Origin of the sequence: Streptomyces sp. TLI_171 (assembly GCF_003610255.1) — a bacterium.
In the GTDB taxonomy this organism is placed as follows: Bacteria; Actinomycetota; Actinomycetes; order Streptomycetales; family Streptomycetaceae; genus Kitasatospora.
The window spans coordinates 5,492,894-5,510,608 of record NZ_RAPS01000001.1; the positions used below are offsets into that span (position 1 = coordinate 5,492,894).

General features: G+C 75.4%; 14 protein-coding genes. 2 read left to right on the forward strand and 12 right to left on the reverse strand.

What is annotated here, in order from left to right:
- Positions 1 to 113: 113 nt before the first annotated feature.
- From BX266_RS24800 to BX266_RS24830, 7 genes are all read right to left on the reverse strand, one after another.
- Positions 114 to 1,376: an FHA domain-containing protein gene (locus BX266_RS24800; RefSeq protein WP_259464836.1), complete on the reverse strand. Its 1,263-nt coding sequence runs from the start codon at positions 1,374 to 1,376 to the stop codon at positions 114 to 116.
- Positions 1,377 to 1,488: 112 nt separating this feature from the next.
- Positions 1,489 to 2,829: a VWA domain-containing protein gene (locus BX266_RS24805; protein ID WP_099903239.1), complete on the reverse strand. Its 1,341-nt coding sequence runs from the start codon at positions 2,827 to 2,829 to the stop codon at positions 1,489 to 1,491.
- Between the two features lie 32 nt (positions 2,830 to 2,861).
- Positions 2,862 to 3,974: a PP2C family serine/threonine-protein phosphatase gene (locus BX266_RS24810; protein ID WP_099903241.1), complete on the reverse strand. Its 1,113-nt coding sequence runs from the start codon at positions 3,972 to 3,974 to the stop codon at positions 2,862 to 2,864.
- A 2-nt stretch (positions 3,975 to 3,976) separates the two neighbouring features.
- Positions 3,977 to 6,520: a serine/threonine-protein kinase gene (locus tag BX266_RS24815; RefSeq protein ID WP_099903242.1), complete on the reverse strand. Its 2,544-nt coding sequence runs from the start codon at positions 6,518 to 6,520 to the stop codon at positions 3,977 to 3,979.
- On the reverse strand, positions 6,513 to 7,838 hold the full coding sequence (locus tag BX266_RS24820; RefSeq protein WP_099903244.1) for a hypothetical protein: 1,326 nt from the start codon (positions 7,836 to 7,838) through the stop codon (positions 6,513 to 6,515). The genes BX266_RS24815 and BX266_RS24820 overlap by 8 nt, the downstream gene beginning before the upstream one ends.
- A 171-nt stretch (positions 7,839 to 8,009) precedes the next feature.
- Entirely contained in the window at positions 8,010 to 8,930 is a 921-nt protein-coding gene (locus tag BX266_RS24825; protein WP_099903246.1) for a glutamate ABC transporter substrate-binding protein, read from the reverse strand.
- A gap of 16 nt (positions 8,931 to 8,946) precedes the next feature.
- Positions 8,947 to 10,266, reverse strand: coding sequence for a hypothetical protein (locus BX266_RS24830; RefSeq protein WP_099903248.1), 1,320 nt, complete (start codon positions 10,264 to 10,266; stop codon positions 8,947 to 8,949).
- A 214-nt stretch (positions 10,267 to 10,480) separates the two neighbouring features.
- Here BX266_RS24830 and BX266_RS24835 point away from each other — a divergent pair, with 214 nt between their 5' ends.
- Entirely contained in the window at positions 10,481 to 11,053 is a 573-nt protein-coding gene (locus BX266_RS24835; RefSeq protein ID WP_180290597.1) for a nucleosidase, read from the forward strand.
- Positions 11,054 to 11,140: 87 nt separating this feature from the next.
- Here BX266_RS24835 and BX266_RS24840 read toward each other — a convergent pair whose 3' ends face one another.
- Positions 11,141 to 11,614 carry a hypothetical protein gene (locus BX266_RS24840; protein WP_099903251.1) on the reverse strand — a complete coding sequence of 158 codons (474 nt, stop codon included), beginning with the start codon at positions 11,612 to 11,614 and terminating at the stop codon, positions 11,141 to 11,143.
- Positions 11,615 to 11,826: 212 nt separating this feature from the next.
- Positions 11,827 to 12,273, reverse strand: a complete 447-nt coding sequence (locus BX266_RS24845; RefSeq protein ID WP_099903252.1) for a MarR family winged helix-turn-helix transcriptional regulator — start codon at positions 12,271 to 12,273, stop codon at positions 11,827 to 11,829.
- Between the two features lie 110 nt (positions 12,274 to 12,383).
- On the opposite strand from BX266_RS24845, the gene BX266_RS24850 reads away from it, so the two are divergent.
- Positions 12,384 to 13,202 (forward strand): alpha/beta fold hydrolase, encoded by an 819-nt coding sequence (locus tag BX266_RS24850; protein WP_099903254.1) that lies wholly within the window; start codon positions 12,384 to 12,386, stop codon positions 13,200 to 13,202.
- A 37-nt stretch (positions 13,203 to 13,239) separates the two neighbouring features.
- Here BX266_RS24850 and BX266_RS24855 read toward each other — a convergent pair whose 3' ends face one another.
- The 3 genes from BX266_RS24855 to BX266_RS24865 all read right to left on the reverse strand — a co-directional run bounded on the left by BX266_RS24855 (position 13,240) and on the right by BX266_RS24865 (position 17,680).
- Positions 13,240 to 14,814, reverse strand: coding sequence for an arabinogalactan endo-1,4-beta-galactosidase (locus BX266_RS24855; protein ID WP_099903256.1), 1,575 nt, complete (start codon positions 14,812 to 14,814; stop codon positions 13,240 to 13,242).
- A gap of 288 nt (positions 14,815 to 15,102) precedes the next feature.
- Positions 15,103 to 16,173: a MerR family transcriptional regulator gene (locus BX266_RS24860; RefSeq protein ID WP_099903258.1), complete on the reverse strand. Its 1,071-nt coding sequence runs from the start codon at positions 16,171 to 16,173 to the stop codon at positions 15,103 to 15,105.
- 487 nt (positions 16,174 to 16,660) lie between these two features.
- The gene (locus BX266_RS24865) at positions 16,661 to 17,680 is read right to left on the reverse strand and encodes an N-acetylglucosamine kinase (RefSeq protein WP_099903259.1); all 1,020 of its coding nucleotides are present in this window, start codon (positions 17,678 to 17,680) and stop codon (positions 16,661 to 16,663) included.
- Between the last annotated feature and the right edge of the window lie 35 nt (positions 17,681 to 17,715).

The window sequence follows — 17,715 nt, forward strand, 5'->3', positions numbered from 1 at the left end:
TTTTGAGCATCCGGTGTCAGGACGGTGCGCCGACGGCCCCGCGGCGGGAGACGAACTCCCGGGCCGCGGGGCCGTGGTGACGCTCAGTCAGTCCGTGGCGGGCTGACCGGCCGTCAGGCGCGGTGCACGGTGATGGTGGTCCAGGCGCCGACGTGGATGCGGTCGCCGTCGTTCAGCGGGACCGCGGTGTGCGGCGGCAGGGTGTCCGGGCTGCCGTTCAGCGTGGTGCCGTTGGTGGAGTCCTGGTCGACCACCACCCAGCTGCCGTCGGGCTGTTCGGCCAGCAGGGCGTGCTGGTGCGAGGCGCCCGGGTCCTCGGGGGCCACCGACAGGTCGATCTCCGGGACGGTGCCGCGCTGCTGGCTGCGCCGGCCGATCCGGAGCTGGCCGCGGCCGGTCAGCGGGATCCGCCGCTCCGCGGTGTACGGCGGGAAGTACAGGCCGGCCGCGTCCGGGCCGCTGCGGGCCATCATGTCGTTGAAGTAGTCGTGGTCGGCCGTCACCACGGCGAACCAGGTGGTGCGCTGCGGCGCGGCCGGCGGCTGGCCGGGCTGCCCGGGGCGGCCCTGCGGCCCGGACTGGCCCTGCTGGCCCTGCTGTCCGGGCGGGTTGAGCCGGAACGAGGTGCCGAACTCCTCGCTGCCGGGCTGCTGGTGCCGGGGCTGCTGGTGCTGCTGCGGCGGGGCGGAGGGCTCGGCGTACACCGGGCCGGTGCGCTCGTAGTCGACGTCCGGGAAGGACGCGGACGGGCCCTTGTCGAAGGACGGCGCGGACGGGTAACCGGGCACCGCCGGGGGAGCGGCCGGGCCGGGCGCGGCGGGCGGGAAGCCCGGGCGCTCGAACGGCGACGGGGCCGGGGCCGGGGGCTCGTACGGCGACTTGGGAGCCTGCGGCGGCTGCGCGGCCTGCGGACGCTCGTAGGCCGAGGGCGCGGCGGGAGCGGCCGGAGGCGCGGGCGGCTGCGGGGAGGGCGGCGGGAAGCCGTAGCCGGGCTGCCCGCCGGGGGCGGCGCCGGGCGGGCGGGCCGAGGTGGCGAGGTTGTAGTCGTAGCCGCACTCCTCGCAGTACCGGCCGGTCTGCGGGGAGCGGCAGATCGGGCAGGTCACCAGGCCGCCGGTGGGCCCGGGCGGCGGGGCGCCGTACGGGCCGGGGGCACCCGGGCCGCCGGGGCCCGCGGGGGTGCCGGACGGCGGGGTGGGGGTGCGGCGCGGTTCGAAGTAGCCGCCGCCGTTCGGCGTGCCGGACGGCGGGGTGCTGCCCGGTCCGGCGGGCGGGTACTGGCCGGGGTAGGGGGCGGCGGCGGGCGCGCCGGGGCCGCCGGCCTGCGGCTGGCCGGCGGGGTGGCCGGGGATCGCGAGACCGGGCGGCGGGGTCATGGGGAATCCGCAGTAGTCGCACCAGTCCTCGGCCTGCGACTCGTGTCCCCTAGGGCAGATCGGCATCAGGTCCCCCACACTCCAGCAGGTTCGGGTCCGGTGGCTGTCCGGCTCACTTCTTCACGCGCACGGTCTTCGTCGACCGGGTCTCGAGGGTCATCGAGTCGGCCTCGCTCACGTTCTTACGGAACCGAACGGTACCCTCCCTCTCGTCGACCACGTCCACCACCTTCCGCAGCAGCTTGAGGGTGCCCTCGTTCCCGCTGGCGTGGGCGAGCTTCACGGCGGCGCCCAACTTGGCGGTGGCGCGGTCGAGATCGCCGGCCCGGTGGGCCTCCAGGCCGTCCCGGATGGAGTCGGCGAGTTCGGCCTGGCCGGTGTAGTGCGCGACCTGCGAGTTGATCCGGGTGGAGGACTCCAGGTCGTCGGTCCACACGGCGCGCACCAGGCCCTGGCCGAGCACCTCGGCGGTGCCGTCGGGGTGCGGCAGCACCAGGCTGATCCGGGCGGCGAGCATCTCGTTGCCGACGGCGGCGGCCGGGACCTCCACGCACACGTGGTAGTCGCGGGACTCGTCGCCCCAGGAGCCGGTCGGGTAGTCCCCGGCCCGGGTGCCGGCGTCCACCCGGCGGCCGGTGAGGTCCTCGACGTCGGGGGCGACCTGCTTGACGTACTTCACCTGCGCGTTGGCGGGCGTCCACACCCGCAGCGCCACGTCGGCGACCTGCTTGCCCATGGCGGTGGTCATCATCGAGCGGAAGTCGTCGGCCAGTCCGGACGGCTCGGCGACGATGTCGACGGTGCCGAGCAGCGCGGAGGCGATCTTGCGGAGCTCGGCGACCTCCCAGTCGGTGCCGACGCCGCGGCAGTCGGCGGTGAACTGGCCGGCCGCCTCGTCCAGGGCGCGCTGCAGGTCGGCGGGCTTCTCGTGCTCGTTGCGGCCGTCGGTGAGCAGGATGGCGTGCCGGATGGTGGCCTCCGGGCGGGAGGCGAACAGCTGGCGGGCCTTGGTGACCCAGGTGCCGATGGCGGTGCCGCCGTTCGGCCGGAGCCGGCGCAGCGCGTCCTTGGCGTGCGCGCGGGTGTCCCGGTCGGCGACGGCGAGGCGGCCGTTGCCGGGGTAGACGTCGCCGGCCTCGTGGGTGCCGGCGACCACCGAGAAGGCCACGCCGTCGCGGAGTTCGTCGATGGCGGCGGCAGTGGCCTCCCGGGCGTGCCGCATCTTGGTGTTGGGGTACTCCATCGAGCCGGAGCAGTCGATCACCAGCACCACGGCGGCGCCCGGCCCGGGGGCGGTCGCGGCGGAGGTCAGCGGCCGGCCGCCGGAGGTGCCGCCGCCGGTCGCGGTGACGGTGACGATGGCGTTGACTTCGCGGGCGCCCTGGGCGAGGTACTCGTTCTGGAAGACGTCGACGTCGAACCGGGGGGCGTCGGGCTTGGACAACGAGGCCATTGCGGAAGGCTCCTGTCGGAGGGTCAGAAGGGTCAGGTCCTGGCGGGTTCGGCGACCTGGCGCAGCGGGATCGTGGCGTCCGGGTCGGCGGCGCGCGGCAGCGGCACGTCGAGCACGGTGGCGTCGTGGGTGGCGCGGGCGGCCGGCGGGTCGATCGGCAGGACCGCGACGGTGATGTTGTCGTGCCCGCCGCGCTCGACCGCGAACCGCACCAACTCGCGTGCGGTGGCGAGCGGTTCGGTGCGGGCGTCGGCGCGCACCACGGACGCCAGGTCGGTGGCGGCCTCGGCGTAGTTCCACAGGCCGTCGGTGCAGATCAGCAGCACGCCGGGGACGTGCGGGGTGAAGCTGACGGTGTGCGGGTCGAGGTCCTCGGCGTCGGCGCCGAGCCAGCCGGTGATGGCGTGCGCGCGCGGGTCGGCGTACGCCTCGGCCTCGGCCATCAGCTTGGCGGCGACCATCCGGGCGGCCCAGGAGTCGTCCTCGGTGAGTCGGTAGGGCTCGGCGGACTCCCGGTCGTCCGGGATCCAGTAGGCGCGGGTGTCGCCGACCCAGCCGATGGTGACCAGGCCGGCTGCGCTGATCGCGCTGACGTAGGTGCAGGCGGGCGCGTTGCTGTGGCGGCCCTCGATCGGGGTGCCGTCGGCGGCGAGCGCGCTGACGGCGCGGTTGGCGGCGCCGATCGCCTCGCGCATCGCCTGGCCGGGCTCGCGGCCCGCCCGCAGCGCGGTGACCAGCGAGTCGGCGGCGGCGGTGACGGCGGTGGCGGACGCCTCGTCGGGGCGGGACGAGGAGGAGACGCCGTCGCAGACCACGGCGAGCACGGCGGGGGCGCCGTCGGGGCCCTCGGCGGTGGCGACGGTGAAGGCGTCCTCGTTGCGGTGGTGCCGCAGGCCGCGGTCGGAGACCGCCGCCACGCCGGCCGACTCCCGTTCCTGGTGGTCGCGTTCGCGCGGCTGGGCGTGGCCGCAGCGCTGGCACCAGCCGTCCGCGAGCTCGGCGGAGCCGCAGTGCGGGCAGCTGGGCACCACCGGTAGGTCGCGGAGGGTCGGCGGCCCGGTCAGGGCGGTGCCGCAGGTCCCGCAGAAGGCGTCCTGGGGCCCCAGCGGTTCGGCACAGTTCGGGCACTCGGTCTGCTGCGGCATGTTCACACCCACGTCCGGGGGCGGGCCCGGTTGGCCCGTTCCACCCACTCGATCCTCGTTCCGGCCCGGTCGGACAACCGCGCCAACACCCGGTAGGAGTGTTCCAGGGCGAGTCGCAGTTCCCGTTCCGCGGCGGGATGTCCCAGCACGCTCAGCGTGGCGGGCTTTCCGGCGGCCCCGGCCAGCACCCACTGCAGGGCGGCGTCCAGCACCTCGACGGCGAGTTCCTCGCGCCGCCGGGCGTCCAGCGCGAGCGCCGTCAGCTGCGCGGAGCTGTCGGCGAGTTCGGCCGCCAGCGGCTCGGTGGCGGGGCGGCCGCGCAGCCGGGCGCGGACGGCGCCGACCCGGGCCGCGGTGAAGTGCGTGGAGCTCTCCGGGACGGCCTCCAGCGCGGCGACCGCGCCGGGCCGGTCGCCGACCGCGAGCCGGACCCGGGCCAGGCCGAACGCGGCGCCGACGAAGGACCGGTCGGTGGTGCCGACCAGGCCGTAGTAGGCGGTGGCGTCCTCGGCGTCGCCGAGCAGTTCGGCGCAGACCGCGAGCGCCAGCTTGGGCGCGGTCTCGCCGGGGAAGGCGTCGTACACCGCGTCGAAGGACTCGGCGGCGGCCTCGGCCCGGCCCTCGGCCAGCGCGGCCAGGCCCCGGTACCACACCACCCGCCAGTCGCCGGGGTGTTCGGCCTCCAGACCGCCCAGCACCTCGGCGGCGGCCTGGTGGTCGGCGAGCTCCAGGTGGGCACGCAGCAGGCGCAGCCGCAGCTCCGGCGAGTCCGCGCCGGAGGACTGCAGGGCGGTGAGCAGTTCGCCGGGGTCGGCGGCGGGCAGCGCGGACAGGAAGCCCGCGTTGGGGTCCGCGGGGTCGACCAGCGGGGCGGGCAGCGCCAGGGCGGTGGCCCGGGCGTGCGGCCGGTGCTCGGGCAACTCGCTCTCCACCAACCGCAGTTCGGGGCCGAACAGGGTGGAGAGCGCGGGGCGGGCGGTGCCGTCCTGGAGGCTCAGCACCTCGCGCAGCACGCCGGTGAGCTGACCGGCCATCTCCTCGGCGGAGGCGAACCGGCGGGCCGGGTCGGGGTCGGTGGCGCGCAGCAGGAAGCGGTGGAAGGACTCGAACCGGGCGAACACCTCGACCTCGTCCGGGCCGGGCAGTTCGTGCCGCCAGCGGTCCGCGTAGCCCTGGAAGTCGAAGGTCAGCACGGCCAGCGAACGCGCCACCGTGTACAGGTCGGAGGAGGCGGACGGGCCGACCGTGGCGATCTCCGGGGCCTGGTAGCCGACGGTGCCGTAGATCGGGCCGTCGTCGTCGTGCCGGCGGACGGCGCCCAGGTCGATGAGCTTCAGCGTGTCGTCCGACTGGATCACGTTGTCCAGCTTGAAGTCGCAGTACACCAGCCCGCGGGCGTGCAGGTAGCCGAGCGCGGGCAGCGCCTCCAGCGCGTACGCGATGGCCTGTTCGACCGGCAGCGGCTCGCGGCGGCCGTCGGGGGTGCGGCGCTCGTTGGCGATGTCCTTCAGCGACTTGCCGCCGACGTACTCCATCACGATGTACCCGTCGGCGACGCCGGTGCGGGCGTCCGGGTGCTCGACGAAGTTGATGATGCGGACGATGTTCGGGTGGTCGACCTCGGCCAGGAAGCGCCGCTCGGCGATGGCGACCGCCAGCGCGTCCTCGTCGCCGGTGTCCAGCAGGCCCTTCAGCACCACCCAGCGCCGGTTGACCTGCCGGTCCACCGCCAGGTAGATCCAGCCGAGACCGCCGTGCGCCAGGCAGCCCAGCACCTCGTACTGGCCGCCGACCAGGTCGCCGCGGCCCAGCTTCGGGCTGAACGAGTACGGGGTGCCGCACTTGGTGCAGAAGCCCTCGGGGCGCCCCGGGCGGCCGTCCTTCTCCCGGCCCACCGGCTGGTCGCAGCGCGAGCAGAACCGCTTGCGCTCCGGGACCTCCGGGTTCTCCAGCACCGCCTGCGAGGGGTTGCGGGTCGGCACCGGCGCGATCGTCACCAGGCCCGCGCCCAGGTTGCCGCGCCGGCCGGTGCCCGCCGAGCCGCGCGAGCTGCGCACCGACACCGACCGGCCGGAGCCGCTGCGCGCCGACCGGCCCGCGCGGGAGCGGCCCGAGGAGGTCCGCGAGGAGCCGGAGCGCGACGAACCCGAACCGGAGAGGGATGAGTTGGCGGTCGGGGCGGCAGGCTCGGCGGCCAGGCCGCACTCGTCGCAGTACCCGTCCGGGTCGACCGTCCCGGCGCAGTCGCCCCGCCCGCACGGGCTGCCGGGCGCGGGCGCGCTGCGCGGCGCCGGCACCGGGGCGGAGGCCGGGACGGATCGGGAGGACACCGGCTCGGCGGCCAGGCCGCACTCGTCGCAGTACCCGTCCGGGTCGACCGTCCCGGCGCAGCCGCCCCGCCCGCACCGCAGCGTGGCGGCGACCGCCGTGCGCGCCGGCGGCGCTGACGGTGCGGCAGCAGCCTCGGGTGCCAGCCCGCACTCGTCGCAGTACCCGTCCGGGTCGATCTCCCCGCCGCAACCCGCGCGGGCACACGCCTCAGCCATCGGTCTCCTCCCCCTGGCGACTGTCCTGGATGCGCGGCGCCGGCGGCCGCTCGGGCGCGCGCAGCGCCTGCTGGAACCGGCCCACCGCCTCCGCGGCCGCCCGCAGGTCGCACGGGGCGCTCCACAGCAGCCAGCGGGCCTTCTCGAACCGTTCGACCACCTCGGGGTCCTCGGCGAGGCCGAGCCGGGCGGCCATCGCCTTGTACGCCTCCAGCCGCCCGCGCAGTTCCGCCCGCACCGCGAGCGGCTGGGCGACCTCGGTCAGCGCCTGCCGGGCCCGGCCGAGCTCCTTGGCGGCGGCGTCCTCCAGCGCGTCCAGCAGCGGGCCGAGCCGGTGCCACTGGCCGGTCTGCTGGAAGTCCACGGCCTGCGCGATCGCCTCGCGCAGCGCGGACGGCGGCCCCGGTACCGCGGGCACCTCGGTGGCGGCGATCTTCGCCAGCACCTCGCCGCGGGCCCGGCGGGCCTCGGCCAGCGTCAGGTCGGCCCGCTGCAGCAGGTCGGCGACCTGCTGCAGGCGCTCGTGCGACTCGTCGCGCAGCCGCAGCAGCCCCTCCAGCTCGACCCGGACGTCGTCCAGCGAGCGGCCCATCCGGTCGAACCCGGCGGTGTCCACCGCGCCGGTCGGCGACGCCCAGGCCGCGTCCTCGGCGGCCCGGCCGCGCTGCGCGGGCACCCGGCTGGGCCGCCACAGCGCCAGCGGGTCGGCCACCACCTGGGCCCGGAGGGCCGTCAACTGCTCGGCCAGCGACGCCAGGTCGTCGGCCAGCGGGTGCCCGCCGGGGCGCACCCCGACCGAGACCGCGAGCATCTGCACCCGGCCGAGTTCGGCCAGCAGCAGGTCGATCCGGGCGGGCAACGCCGACCAGACCGCGTCGACCGCGCTGACCACCTCCACCACCACCGCGTACCAGCCGTTCATCCGCTCCAGCAGCTCGGTCAGCGTGACCTGCTCCACCAGCCGTGCGGGCGCGCCGAGTTGGCCCGCCGCCTCGGGGAGCCGGCCGCCGGAGACGGTGACCGCCCGGCCGGACAGCAGCTCGCTGAGCTCGGCGAGTTCGGCCGCGCCGGGCCGGCTGCGACGCGAGCGCACCGCGCGCGCCGAGGCCAGCGCCTCCGCGTACCGGTCGAACAGCGCCCACAGCAGGGCGACGCCGCCCTCGGCGACCGTCCAGCGCTCCTTGGTGCGCCCGGACAGCTCGGCGCCGGTGAGCAGTCGCAGCCCGGGGTGGTCCTGGAGTGCGAGCAGCGCCGCCTCGACCGCGTCGCGCTCGGCACCCAGCCGGGCCAGCGCGCGGTCGACCTCCTCACGGCTCATCACCGGGCGGGTCGTTCCGGCCAACGCGGTTCCTCCTCTCGGCCACGGTCGTGGTGACGGGGCGTCGGTCCCGGGCGGTCCGGGTGACGGCCCGTCGGCGGCCAGTCTCCCCGAAGCCCGGCCAGGAGCGGACGGCGGTCCCCCGCTCGCGCGGCCGCCCGCTCCGCGCGGTCACGGCCGGTACGGGTCCGGGGCCCCCATGCTGGCCTTCAGCCAGGTGTCGTAGCTGGACTGCCAGCCGTTCGCCTTCCAGTCGACCAGCACCTGGTTGACCCAGGCGACCAGGTCGGTGTCGTTCTGGTTCATCGCGACGCCCATGTACGTGTACTGGAAGGACTCGCCGGCGAGTTCCACGGTCGGGTCCTGGGCGACCTGGGCGGCGGCCAGCGAACTGTCGGTCAAGGTGGCGTCCACCTCGCCGAGTTCCATCAGCACCAGGCAGTCCAACTGGTTGTCGGGCGTTCGGATCTCGGCCGCGCCACGGGAGTTCGCCTTCAGCTCGGTGTGCGAGGAGGAGTTCAGCGCGGCGCAGACCCGCTTGCCCCGCATCGCCTCGTCCACCGTCCGCACGTGCCGGGACTTCGGGACGACCACCCGCTGCGAGACCCGGAAGTACGGCACGGAGAAGGCGACGTCCTTCTTCCGCTCGCAGGTGATGGTCATGGCGCGGATCACCATGTCGACCTCGCCGTTCTTCACCGCGTCGATCCGGTGCGCGGTGGACACCGTCCTCAGCACGATCTTCGCGGGGTCGCCGAGCACCGACTTGGCGACGGCGTGCGCCAGGTCGATGTCGAAGCCCTCGATGGCGCCGGTCAGCGGGTTGCGGTACCCCCAGTTGTAGGCGCTCTGGTCGATGCCGACCACCACCGCACCGCGCTCGCGGATCTTGCGGATCTTCGCGCCGGCCTCCTGCCTGGGCGGCAGCGAGGCAGCCGTGTCGCAGGTGTCGGCCTCCACCTCGGACTGCGGGGCCGCGGCGGGGGCCAGCGCCGGGGCGCCGCCCGCGCCGGCGGCCGAACCGCCCGCCCCGAGCAGGCCCGCGACCAGCGCCGCGGCCGCGATCAGCGTCCGGGACCTTGCGTTGCGCATCTTCTCGCTCCCCCCGTTACCGGTACTCGGCCAGCCGGCGTCCGATGCCGCGCACCGTGCCGGCCGCGGCCAGCGCGGCGAGCAGCGCCGCCGCCACCGCCTGGGTGATCAGCACCCCGTCGACGCCGCCCGCGGCGGAGTCGAAGGCGCTCTGCTCGGCCTTCGCGGCCTCCGCCCACTTCTGGTCGGCGGCGCTGAACGCGGCGTCCGCGGTGTCCCCGTTGCCCGGCTGCAGGGTCAGCGCCAGGGCGGCGTCGTAGTCGCCGGCCGCTTCCTGCCGGGCGGCGTTGCGGTGCCGGTCCTGCCACTCGGTGAACCAGCGGCCCGCGTCGGCCAGCGGCGCCTTCGCGCCGGCCCCGGCGTCGGGGGCCAGGCCGGCCACCGAGCCGTCCGAACCGGGCTTCGCCGCCAGCTTCCCGGCGAGCTCGTCCCAGCGCGCGGCGTACGCCTCGGTGGCGCCGCGGGAGACCAGGTTGAGGTTCTCTGCGGTGTGCGCCTGCAGCGCCTCCACCCGGACCTCGTTCAGCTGCCGCAGCGGGCCGATGCCGTGGGTCCGGGCGTCGTGCAGGCTGCCGCCGGCCACCGCGGTGCCGCCGCCGAGCCAGGCCAGTGCGGCCAGCACCGCCAGCGAGGCCGCCAGCAGCCCCGGGTTGAACACCCGGTTGGTGCGCCGGAACAGCAGCAGCTGGTAGCGCCCCAGCGCGGCCAGCGCCAGCACGCCCAGCAGCAGCGTCAGCCAGGGGGTCGCGCTGGCCGTGCCGTAGTCGGCGTCCAGCTCGCGGGCCTCCGCGTCGGCGAGCTTCTGCGCGTTCGGCAGCATGGTCTTCTGCATCAGGTCGGAGGCGTACCGCAGGTACGCGCCGCCGAGCGGCAGGCCCTGCCGGTTGACCGCCCGGGCGGTCTCCACCAGGCCCGTGTAGCGCGGGATCTGCTGGTTGAGCTCGGTCAGCAGGGACTGCGCGGAGGAGGCCGAGCCGCCGCGGGCGGCGGCCTGCGCGACCAGCCGGGAGGCGGTCGCCAGGTCGTCCCGGTAGCGCCGGTGGATCTCCGGGGTCTCGTTGCCGGCCAGCAGGAAGCCCGCGGCGGCGGTGGCGTCGGCGTCGGCCAGCGAGCGGTAGATCTCCGCCGCGTCCTGGCTGAGCGGCTCGCTACGGGACACCAACTCCCGTGCCGCGGCCGCCCGGTCGGCGGACTGCCAGACCGCCGCGACACCGAACAGCAGCGCCAGCGCGACCAGCACCGCGCCCGCCGTGCGCAGCCGGCCCGGCGGGGTCTGCGCCACCCGGCGCAGCCGGGCCACCGGCCCCGGCTCGCGGGCCGCAGGCAGCGCCGCCACGCCCCCCTGTGCCTGTGCGACCACCGTTCCCCCCATCGATCAACTTCCCCCGTCACCGGGCAGTATGGCGGTCCGAGCCGGCCACCACACCCGAGTTGGTCAGGAGTTCGTTCCGCGGTGACCGGTTCGTGCCCGTCCGGCCGCGGCGTCCTCCGCGCCCGCTGCGACGCCCGCCCGGGGCCCCGCGGTTCCGCCTCCTCGTAAGCTGGGCGCCATGCGTCTGATCGGAACCGTCGACCCCGACCGCCCCCTGCTCGTCGTCGCGCTGCCCGAGGAGGCCGCGTACTTCGACGGCGGCCTGCCGGTGCTGCTGACCGGCATGGGCAAGCTCAACGCCGCGGCGGCGCTGGCCACCGTGCTGGGCCGCGGCGAGCGGCCGTCCGGGATCGTCAACCTGGGCACCGCCGGGGCCCTGAAGCCCGGTCTCGGCGGCACCCACGAGATCGCCCGGGTGCTCCAGCACGACCTGGACACCCCGCTGCTGGAGCAGCTGACGGGCCGTCCGATGGACGGGCCGATCGACCTCGCCCCGGCCGGTCCGGTGCTCGCCACCGGCGACCGCTTCGTCTCCGCCGACGCCGACCGCGACCTGCTGGCCCGCAGCGCCGACCTGGTCGACATGGAGGGCTACGCGATCGCCACCGTGGCCCGCCGCGCCGAACTGCCGGTCCGGCTGGTCAAGCACGTCAGCGACGCGGCCGGCGACGGCGCGCTGCGCAGCTGGCAGGAGTCGGTCGACGAGTGCGCCCGGCTGCTGGCCGGCTGGGTCGACGCGCAGCTGGGCTGAACGACGCTGCTGACGCACCGCCGCTGACGCACCGGAGCGCCCGACCGGGCCGCCGGGCGGCGGTCGGACGGGCGCTCCGGTGTCGGATCAGGCGCTCGGCGTCTGGTACGGGTTGGCGACCGGGGCCTGGCCCTGGCCGGGGACGGCCGCGCCGCCGCCGAGCAGGCCGGCGGTGAAGACGTCCATCTCGGCCCGCCAGTAGCGGCCGATGTTCAGCCGGGTCGGCTTCGGCTCGCCCGGGAGCTGGAAGCGCAGCGAGCTCCACAGGGTGTTGCGGCGCACGTCGCTGATCGAGGCACGGGCCTGGTCCAGCGGGATCACGTGCACCAGCTCCTTGGGCCGGTTGCTCATCCGGGCCGCCTTGTGGATCACGACGACGCGCTCGGTCAGGGTGACGAAGTAGTACTTCACGAACAGCTGGCCGATCAGGCCGAGCTCGTTCATCAGCCAGGGGCTCGGGCCGGTGATGGTGTGGAAGGTCGTCACCGGGCGGTCGTTCGGCTCGATCGCGGCGATCGCCGCGGCGACCTGCTCCTGCATGGTGGACTTGAGGATCGCCATCTGGCATCCGCTCCCGGTCTCCAGGCGCACGCCCCCGTTCGGACGCGCTGTGAGCGCGGGACACTAGCGGCCCCGCACCGTGCCGTTCAACGGACAGATCGGGCATCTCGTGCACCACGGCCAGATGTTCACCCAACCGATATGCGGAACGGGAACTCGTCGGAGCGGTGACGTACCGTCACTTTCGCGGCCGGGTGCCTGTCGGCGGCCCGTCAGGGGGCGCCGCCGGGAAGCAGGTGCCGGGCCAGCACGTCGAGGGCGGCGGTGAGTTCGGCCAGTCGGTCCGGGTCGGGGTCGCCGCCGAGGGCGGCGGCCAGCGCGCCGTCGATGCCGGCGGAGCGGATCTCGGCGACCCGGTCGGGCCGGGCGGCCGGATGCAGCAGGGTGCGGCGGCGGTCGGCCGGGTCGGGGGCGGTGGTCACCGCGCCGGCCTCCTTCAGCCGGGCCACCGCGGTGGAGATCTGACTCTGCGGCAGGCCGGTGCGGGTCGCCACCTCGCCGACGGTGGTGCCGGGGTGGGCGGCGACGTCGCCGGCGGCGATCAGCACGTTGCGGGTGCCGCCGGGGTAGCGGCCGCTGCCGCCGGGCGGCTCGGGCAGGGCGTCCTCGCCGAGCTTCATCAGGGTGCGGCCCAGCAGGAAGAGTTCGACTCCGTTCACGGCTCCGATGCTACATCGAACTAGATGCATCGAGCTTGATGCATCGAACTGGATGGATTATGGTGAGGGAGTGTCAGCGGCGGACGGACCGCCGCGGAGGGGGATCTCCGATGCCGACCACCGGTACGCTCGCCGTTCCCGGCGCCGTCCTGCACCACCGCATCGAGGGCGCCGGCCCGCTGCTGTTGATCTCGCAGAGCGGCGAGGGCGACGCCGACCGCACCGTCGACCTGGTCCCGCACCTGGTCGACACCTTCACCGTGCTCACCTACGACCGGCGCGGCCTGTCCCGCAGCCGCCTCGACCACCCCGACCGGCCCGCCGGACTCGCCGAGCACGCCGACGACGTCCGCCGCCTGCTGGCGGCCTTCGCCGACGGCCCGGCGCTGATGCTCGGCTGCAGCTTCGGCGCCGTCATCGGTCTGCACGTGGCCGCCGAGCACCCCGGCCTGCTGCGCACCCTGATCGCCCACGAGCCGGTCGCGCCCGGCCTGCTGGACCCCGCCCAAGCCGCCGGCCACCGGCGCGAACTGACGGAGCTGCAGGAGCTGTACGGACGCGACGGCCTGGCCGCGACGCTGCCCGAGATGGCCCGGGTGCTGGGCATCGACCCGAGCGGGGCGGGCGCCGAACCCGGCCTCACCCCGCAGCCGATCGACGCCCGCCGGGCCGCCGATTTCGACCGCTTCCTGCGGCACGACTTCACCGCCGTGGTCGAGGACGCCCTCGATCTCGACGCCGTCCGCGCCGCCGCCACCCGGATCGTGCCCGCCGCCGGGCAGGCCACCCCGACCGAGGTCTTCGACCGCCGCTGCGCCCAGGCCCTCGGCGAACTGCGCGGCACCCCGGTCGAGTTGCTGCCCGGCGGCCACAACGGCAACACGGCGCACCCCCGGGCCTGGGCGGCCCGGCTCAAGCAGCTGCTCTGACGGCCGGGCGGCGGCTCACCGGCGGCTCACCGGCGACTCACCGGTGGTTCAGCCAACTCATCGCGCTGGTGGGCTTGTTGCCGTAGTCGAACAGCGCCTGGTTCTCCCAGGCGTCCGCGGAGGACGGGTCGGTCGGGTCCCAGCCGTTGCCGGCCACGGCCGTCCAGGTGGGCTCCCAGTAGAAGACGCCCAGGCCCCGGCCGTTCGGGACGGCCTCCACCACGTTCAGCACGTCGCGCAGGTTGGCGGCCTGCCCGGCCTGGGTGGCGGGGTAGCCGGCCACCAGCTGGGAGGAGGTGGCGATGTTGTTCTCCAGCGCGTCGTTGTTCGCCAGCGTGAACGCGTACGCGGTCTCGGCCACGAACACCTGCTTGCCGTACCGGGCCGCCAGGTCGTCCAGGGTGGTCTGCAGGTCGCTCAACGGGCCGTGCCAGTAGCCGTAGTAGGAGAGGCCGATCAGGTCGAACGGAACCCCGCGCGACACCGCGTTGTCGAAGAACGTGCGGGCGCCGGCGTCGTCGCCGCCCTTCGCCAGGTGCAGCGCGACCTTGGTCGAACTGCTCACCGCCTTCGCCGCGTTGGCGCCCTGGGTGAGCAGCGCGGCCAGGTTGGACCAGTTGCCGGTGGAGCCCTCGTTCCACAGGATGCCGGCGTTGATCTCGTTGCCGATCTGCACCATGTCCGCGGTGGTGCCCTGCGCCTTCAGCGCGTTCAGCACGTCGTAGGTGTGGCTGTAGACCGCCGACTCCAGCTGGGTCAGCGAGTAGCCGGACCAGGCCGCGGGCTTGGTCTGCTTGCCGGGGTCGGCCCAGCTGTCGGAGTAGTGGAAGTCGATCAGCAGGCCCATGCCGAGCGCCTTGGCGCGCTTGGCCGGCGCCAGCACCTTGTCCTTGTTGTTGTAGCCGTCGGCGGGGTTGACCCAGACCTTCAGGCGCACGTAGTTCGCGCCGCTGGAGTGCAGGATGCTCAGCGCGTCACCGGTGCTGCCGTTCGCCCACTTGTAGATCCCGCCCTTGTCCTCGCTCTTCTTCAGCGTGGAGACGTCCACGCCGCGGGCGGCCACCCCGGTGCTGCCGGCGGTGAGGGACAGGTCGTCGACGTTGATCCAGTTCCCGGCGTTGGCATCGGAGTTGATGCTGACGGTGCACTGGCCGCCGGTCACCCTGACCGAGGTGACCAGCCGGATCCAGGCCCCGTTCGGGGTGGGCGGCAGATCGGTGCGCTGCTCGGCGGAGCCGCAGTTGCGCAGCGCCAGGTACGCCGAGTTCTGCCCGCCGCTGGAGCGGACCCAGGCGGTCAGCGTGTAGCTGCCGTCGGTCAGCCCGGACAGGTACTGGTAGGTCTCCACCTTGTACGCGGCGGCCGCGTAGTGGGTGAGCCGGTACGAGCCGCCGTGGCCGCCGGCCTCGGTGTACGAGGCGCTGTTCTGCCCAGCGGCCGAGTAGGTGGACCAGCCGGCGGGGGTGGCCGTCCCGGCGCCCCCGGTCTCGAAGCCGGCGTTGGTGAGCGTGGTCGCGGCCTGCGCCGTACCGGTCAGGCCGGTGACCGCGACGGTGGCGAGCGGGAGCGCCGCCGCGGCGGTGATGAACGCGCGCTTGATTCCCTGGGGCATCGTCGTCCTTGGCGAGGAAGCGCAGGCCGACCGGCCGTCAGGTGCCGGAGGCCCGCGGGTGGGGGGTGGGGCTGCCGTGGGGGCAGGCGGAGCAGGGCGTCGCCCGCCGGGGAGTCGACCCTCGGCGACCCCCGGCGGGCGGCTGATGTGTGAACGTACACAGCTCACGTCCACTGCATTGCGCATAGATAACCCCACAGCCAGGCGAATTGGCAAGGAGTCGAGGCCATCTTGCCTGTGAACGTACACAGTTCTCGGACGGGGCTGCCGGTGCGGCGGGCCGGGTCGTCAGTCCCCGTCCGGTTCCAGCACGTCCGCGACCGCGCAGGCGATGTTGTCCGGGCCGCCCGCCCGCAGGGCCAGCTCCATCAGCTGCCGGACGGCCTGCTCGGGCGCGGCCACCATGGTCAGCACCGTGTGCAGCGCCTCGGTGGTCACCCACCGGGACAGGCCGTCCGAGCACAGCAGGTACCGGTCGCCCGGTCGGGCCGGGTGCAGCGAGACGTCCGGCCGGTTCTCGCCGGAGCCGGTGAGCGCCCGGACCAGCAGGGTGCGCTGCGGGTGCGAGGCGGCCTCGTCCAGGGTCAGCCGGCCGTCGTCCACCATCGACTGCACCAGGGTGTGGTCGTGGGTGATCCGGAACAGCTCGCCGCCGCGCAGCAGGTAGGCCCGGGAGTCGCCGATGTGCACCAGCGCCAGCTGGGTGCCCGACCACAGCATCGCCGTCAAGGTGGTTCCCGCGCCCGGCAGTTCGCTCGCGCCCCCGACCTTCGCGTCCACCCCGGCGATCGCCGCCTCCAGGACGTTCAGCAGCTCCCCGGCGGGCAGCTCCACCTCCTTCAGCGCCTCGATCGCGGCCGCGCTCGCCAGCTCCCCGCCGCCCTGCGGCCCCGTCCCGTCCGCGACCGCGATCAGGCCCGGCCCCGCGTACGCCGCGTCCTCGTTGCGGGCCCGCACCAGCCCCGTGTCCGTGCCGGCCGCGTACCTGATCCGCAGCCCGTGCGCCGTGGTGTCGTTCATCGTGCCGTCCTTCCCCGAAAGGTGGTCGACGAGGAGGGCGGCGAGCTCCCGGCGGGCCTCGGTCTCGGCCCGCACCAGCTCCCAGTACGCGGCGACCTCCCGGGCCGCCGTCGCGGGCGGCAGCTCCAGCACCCGCCGGATCCGGGCCAGCGGCATCCCCAGCCGGCGCAGCCACAGCACCAGCCGGGCCCGCTCCAACTGCCCCGGCGAGTACCGCCGGTAGCCCGTGACCGGATCCACCTCGGCGGGCCGCAGCAGGCCCAGCTCGTCGTACAGCCGCAGCGCCTTCGGCGACAGCCGGGCCGCCCGGGCGAACGCCCCGATGGTCAGCAGCTCCATCCCCGCCCTCCTCGTACCGGGCCGTCGCGGCCCGGCCCCACCGATGCTGGGCCTTCCCCGAAGGTGAAGGTCAAGTCCCCGATCCTCGCACCTGGTGGGCCGTGCCCACCGAGGGAGCACCGCCCGGCCGGGCGCGTCTCGGGTGTCTGCGCGCGGGCCGTCCGGGGTGCGGGTGGAGACGGGCGTGCGCGGGAGAGCCGATGGCCGGGTGGGCGCGCGGGGCGGTGCGGGCACTGGCGGCGGCGCGCCGCTGGTGGGGGCGGGAGCGGTCGCCCCGAGGTCGCCGCGGATCCCCCGACCCGTGCACGGTGCCCGTTCGCAGCGGCGGGGAGCCCCGGCGCGGGGGCGGCGCTGGTGGTGATCGGGGCGGGGTGCTGGTCGCCGTCCGGCGCTCGCGCGGGCGCCGCGACCGACGCCGCCGGCGGGAGCGGAGGGCTGTGCGGAGCCTCGGCGCTCCCGCCGGCGGCGGGCTGGTGGTGACGGGGGGTCAGGCCGCCACGGGGTGGGGGGTCGGGTAGGCGTCCCGGAGGCGGCGGTGCGCGGCGGGGTCGCCGGCCAGCCGGTCCAGGCCGAGCAGGGCCGCGCCGAGCACCGGCGGGGCGACCACCACGCGCGGCTCGGCGAGCGGCGCGGCCGCGGCCAGCCGGGCGAACACGTTGTCGTTCAGCAGCGGACGCCGGGCGGCCAGCACCCCGCCGCCGAACACCACCGGGACCCGCTGGTCGAGCAGGTCCAGCCGGGTCAGCGCGACGATCGCCAGCCGCGCCACCTCGTCGGCCTGACGGTCGATCAGGCTCAGGGCGATCGGGTCGCCGGCCTCGGCGGCGGTGAACAGCAGCTGGGCGACCTCGTGCAGCCGGGAGCCGTCGATCCGGCCGAGGTGCATGGCCTCGGCGAAGGCGTTGGCCCCGTCCAGTCCGAAGTGCGCGCCGATCATCGGGGAGAGCAGGGTGGCCTCGCCGCGGCCGTCCTCGGCCCGGGCGGCGTGCCACATGGCGGCCTCGGCGAGGCCCCCGCCGCCGCCCCAGTCGCCTGTCAGCCGGCCGAGCGCGGGCCAGCGGGCGGTGCGCCCGTCGGGCCGCAGGCCGACGCAGTTGATGCCCGCGCCGCAGACCACCGCGACGCCGAGCGGCCCGTCGGTGCCGGCCCGGAGCAGGCCGAAGGTGTCGTTGGCGACGTGCACCGAGGGCGCCCAGCCGTGCGCGGTGATCGCGTCGTGCAGCAGCTGCTCCTCGATCGGCAGGTCGGCGTTGGCCAGGCAGGCGCTCACGTGACTGGTCAACGGCCGTCCGCCGGGCCGCAGTTCGACGCCGGCCTGGCGGGCGAGGTCGGCGACCAGCGGGGCGAGCGCGTCGATCGCGGCCCCGAACCCGGTGACCTGCGGCTGGAAGCCGCCGCCGCGGGCCGTGCCGAGCACCCGGCCGTCGGCGGAGACCAGTGCGAGGTCGGTCTTGCTGTTGCCCGCGTCGACGGCGAGGACGCCGGGCAGGTGTGCGGAGTGGCTCATCGGCCGGTCCCCCCGTGGTGGTGCGCGGTGGTGCT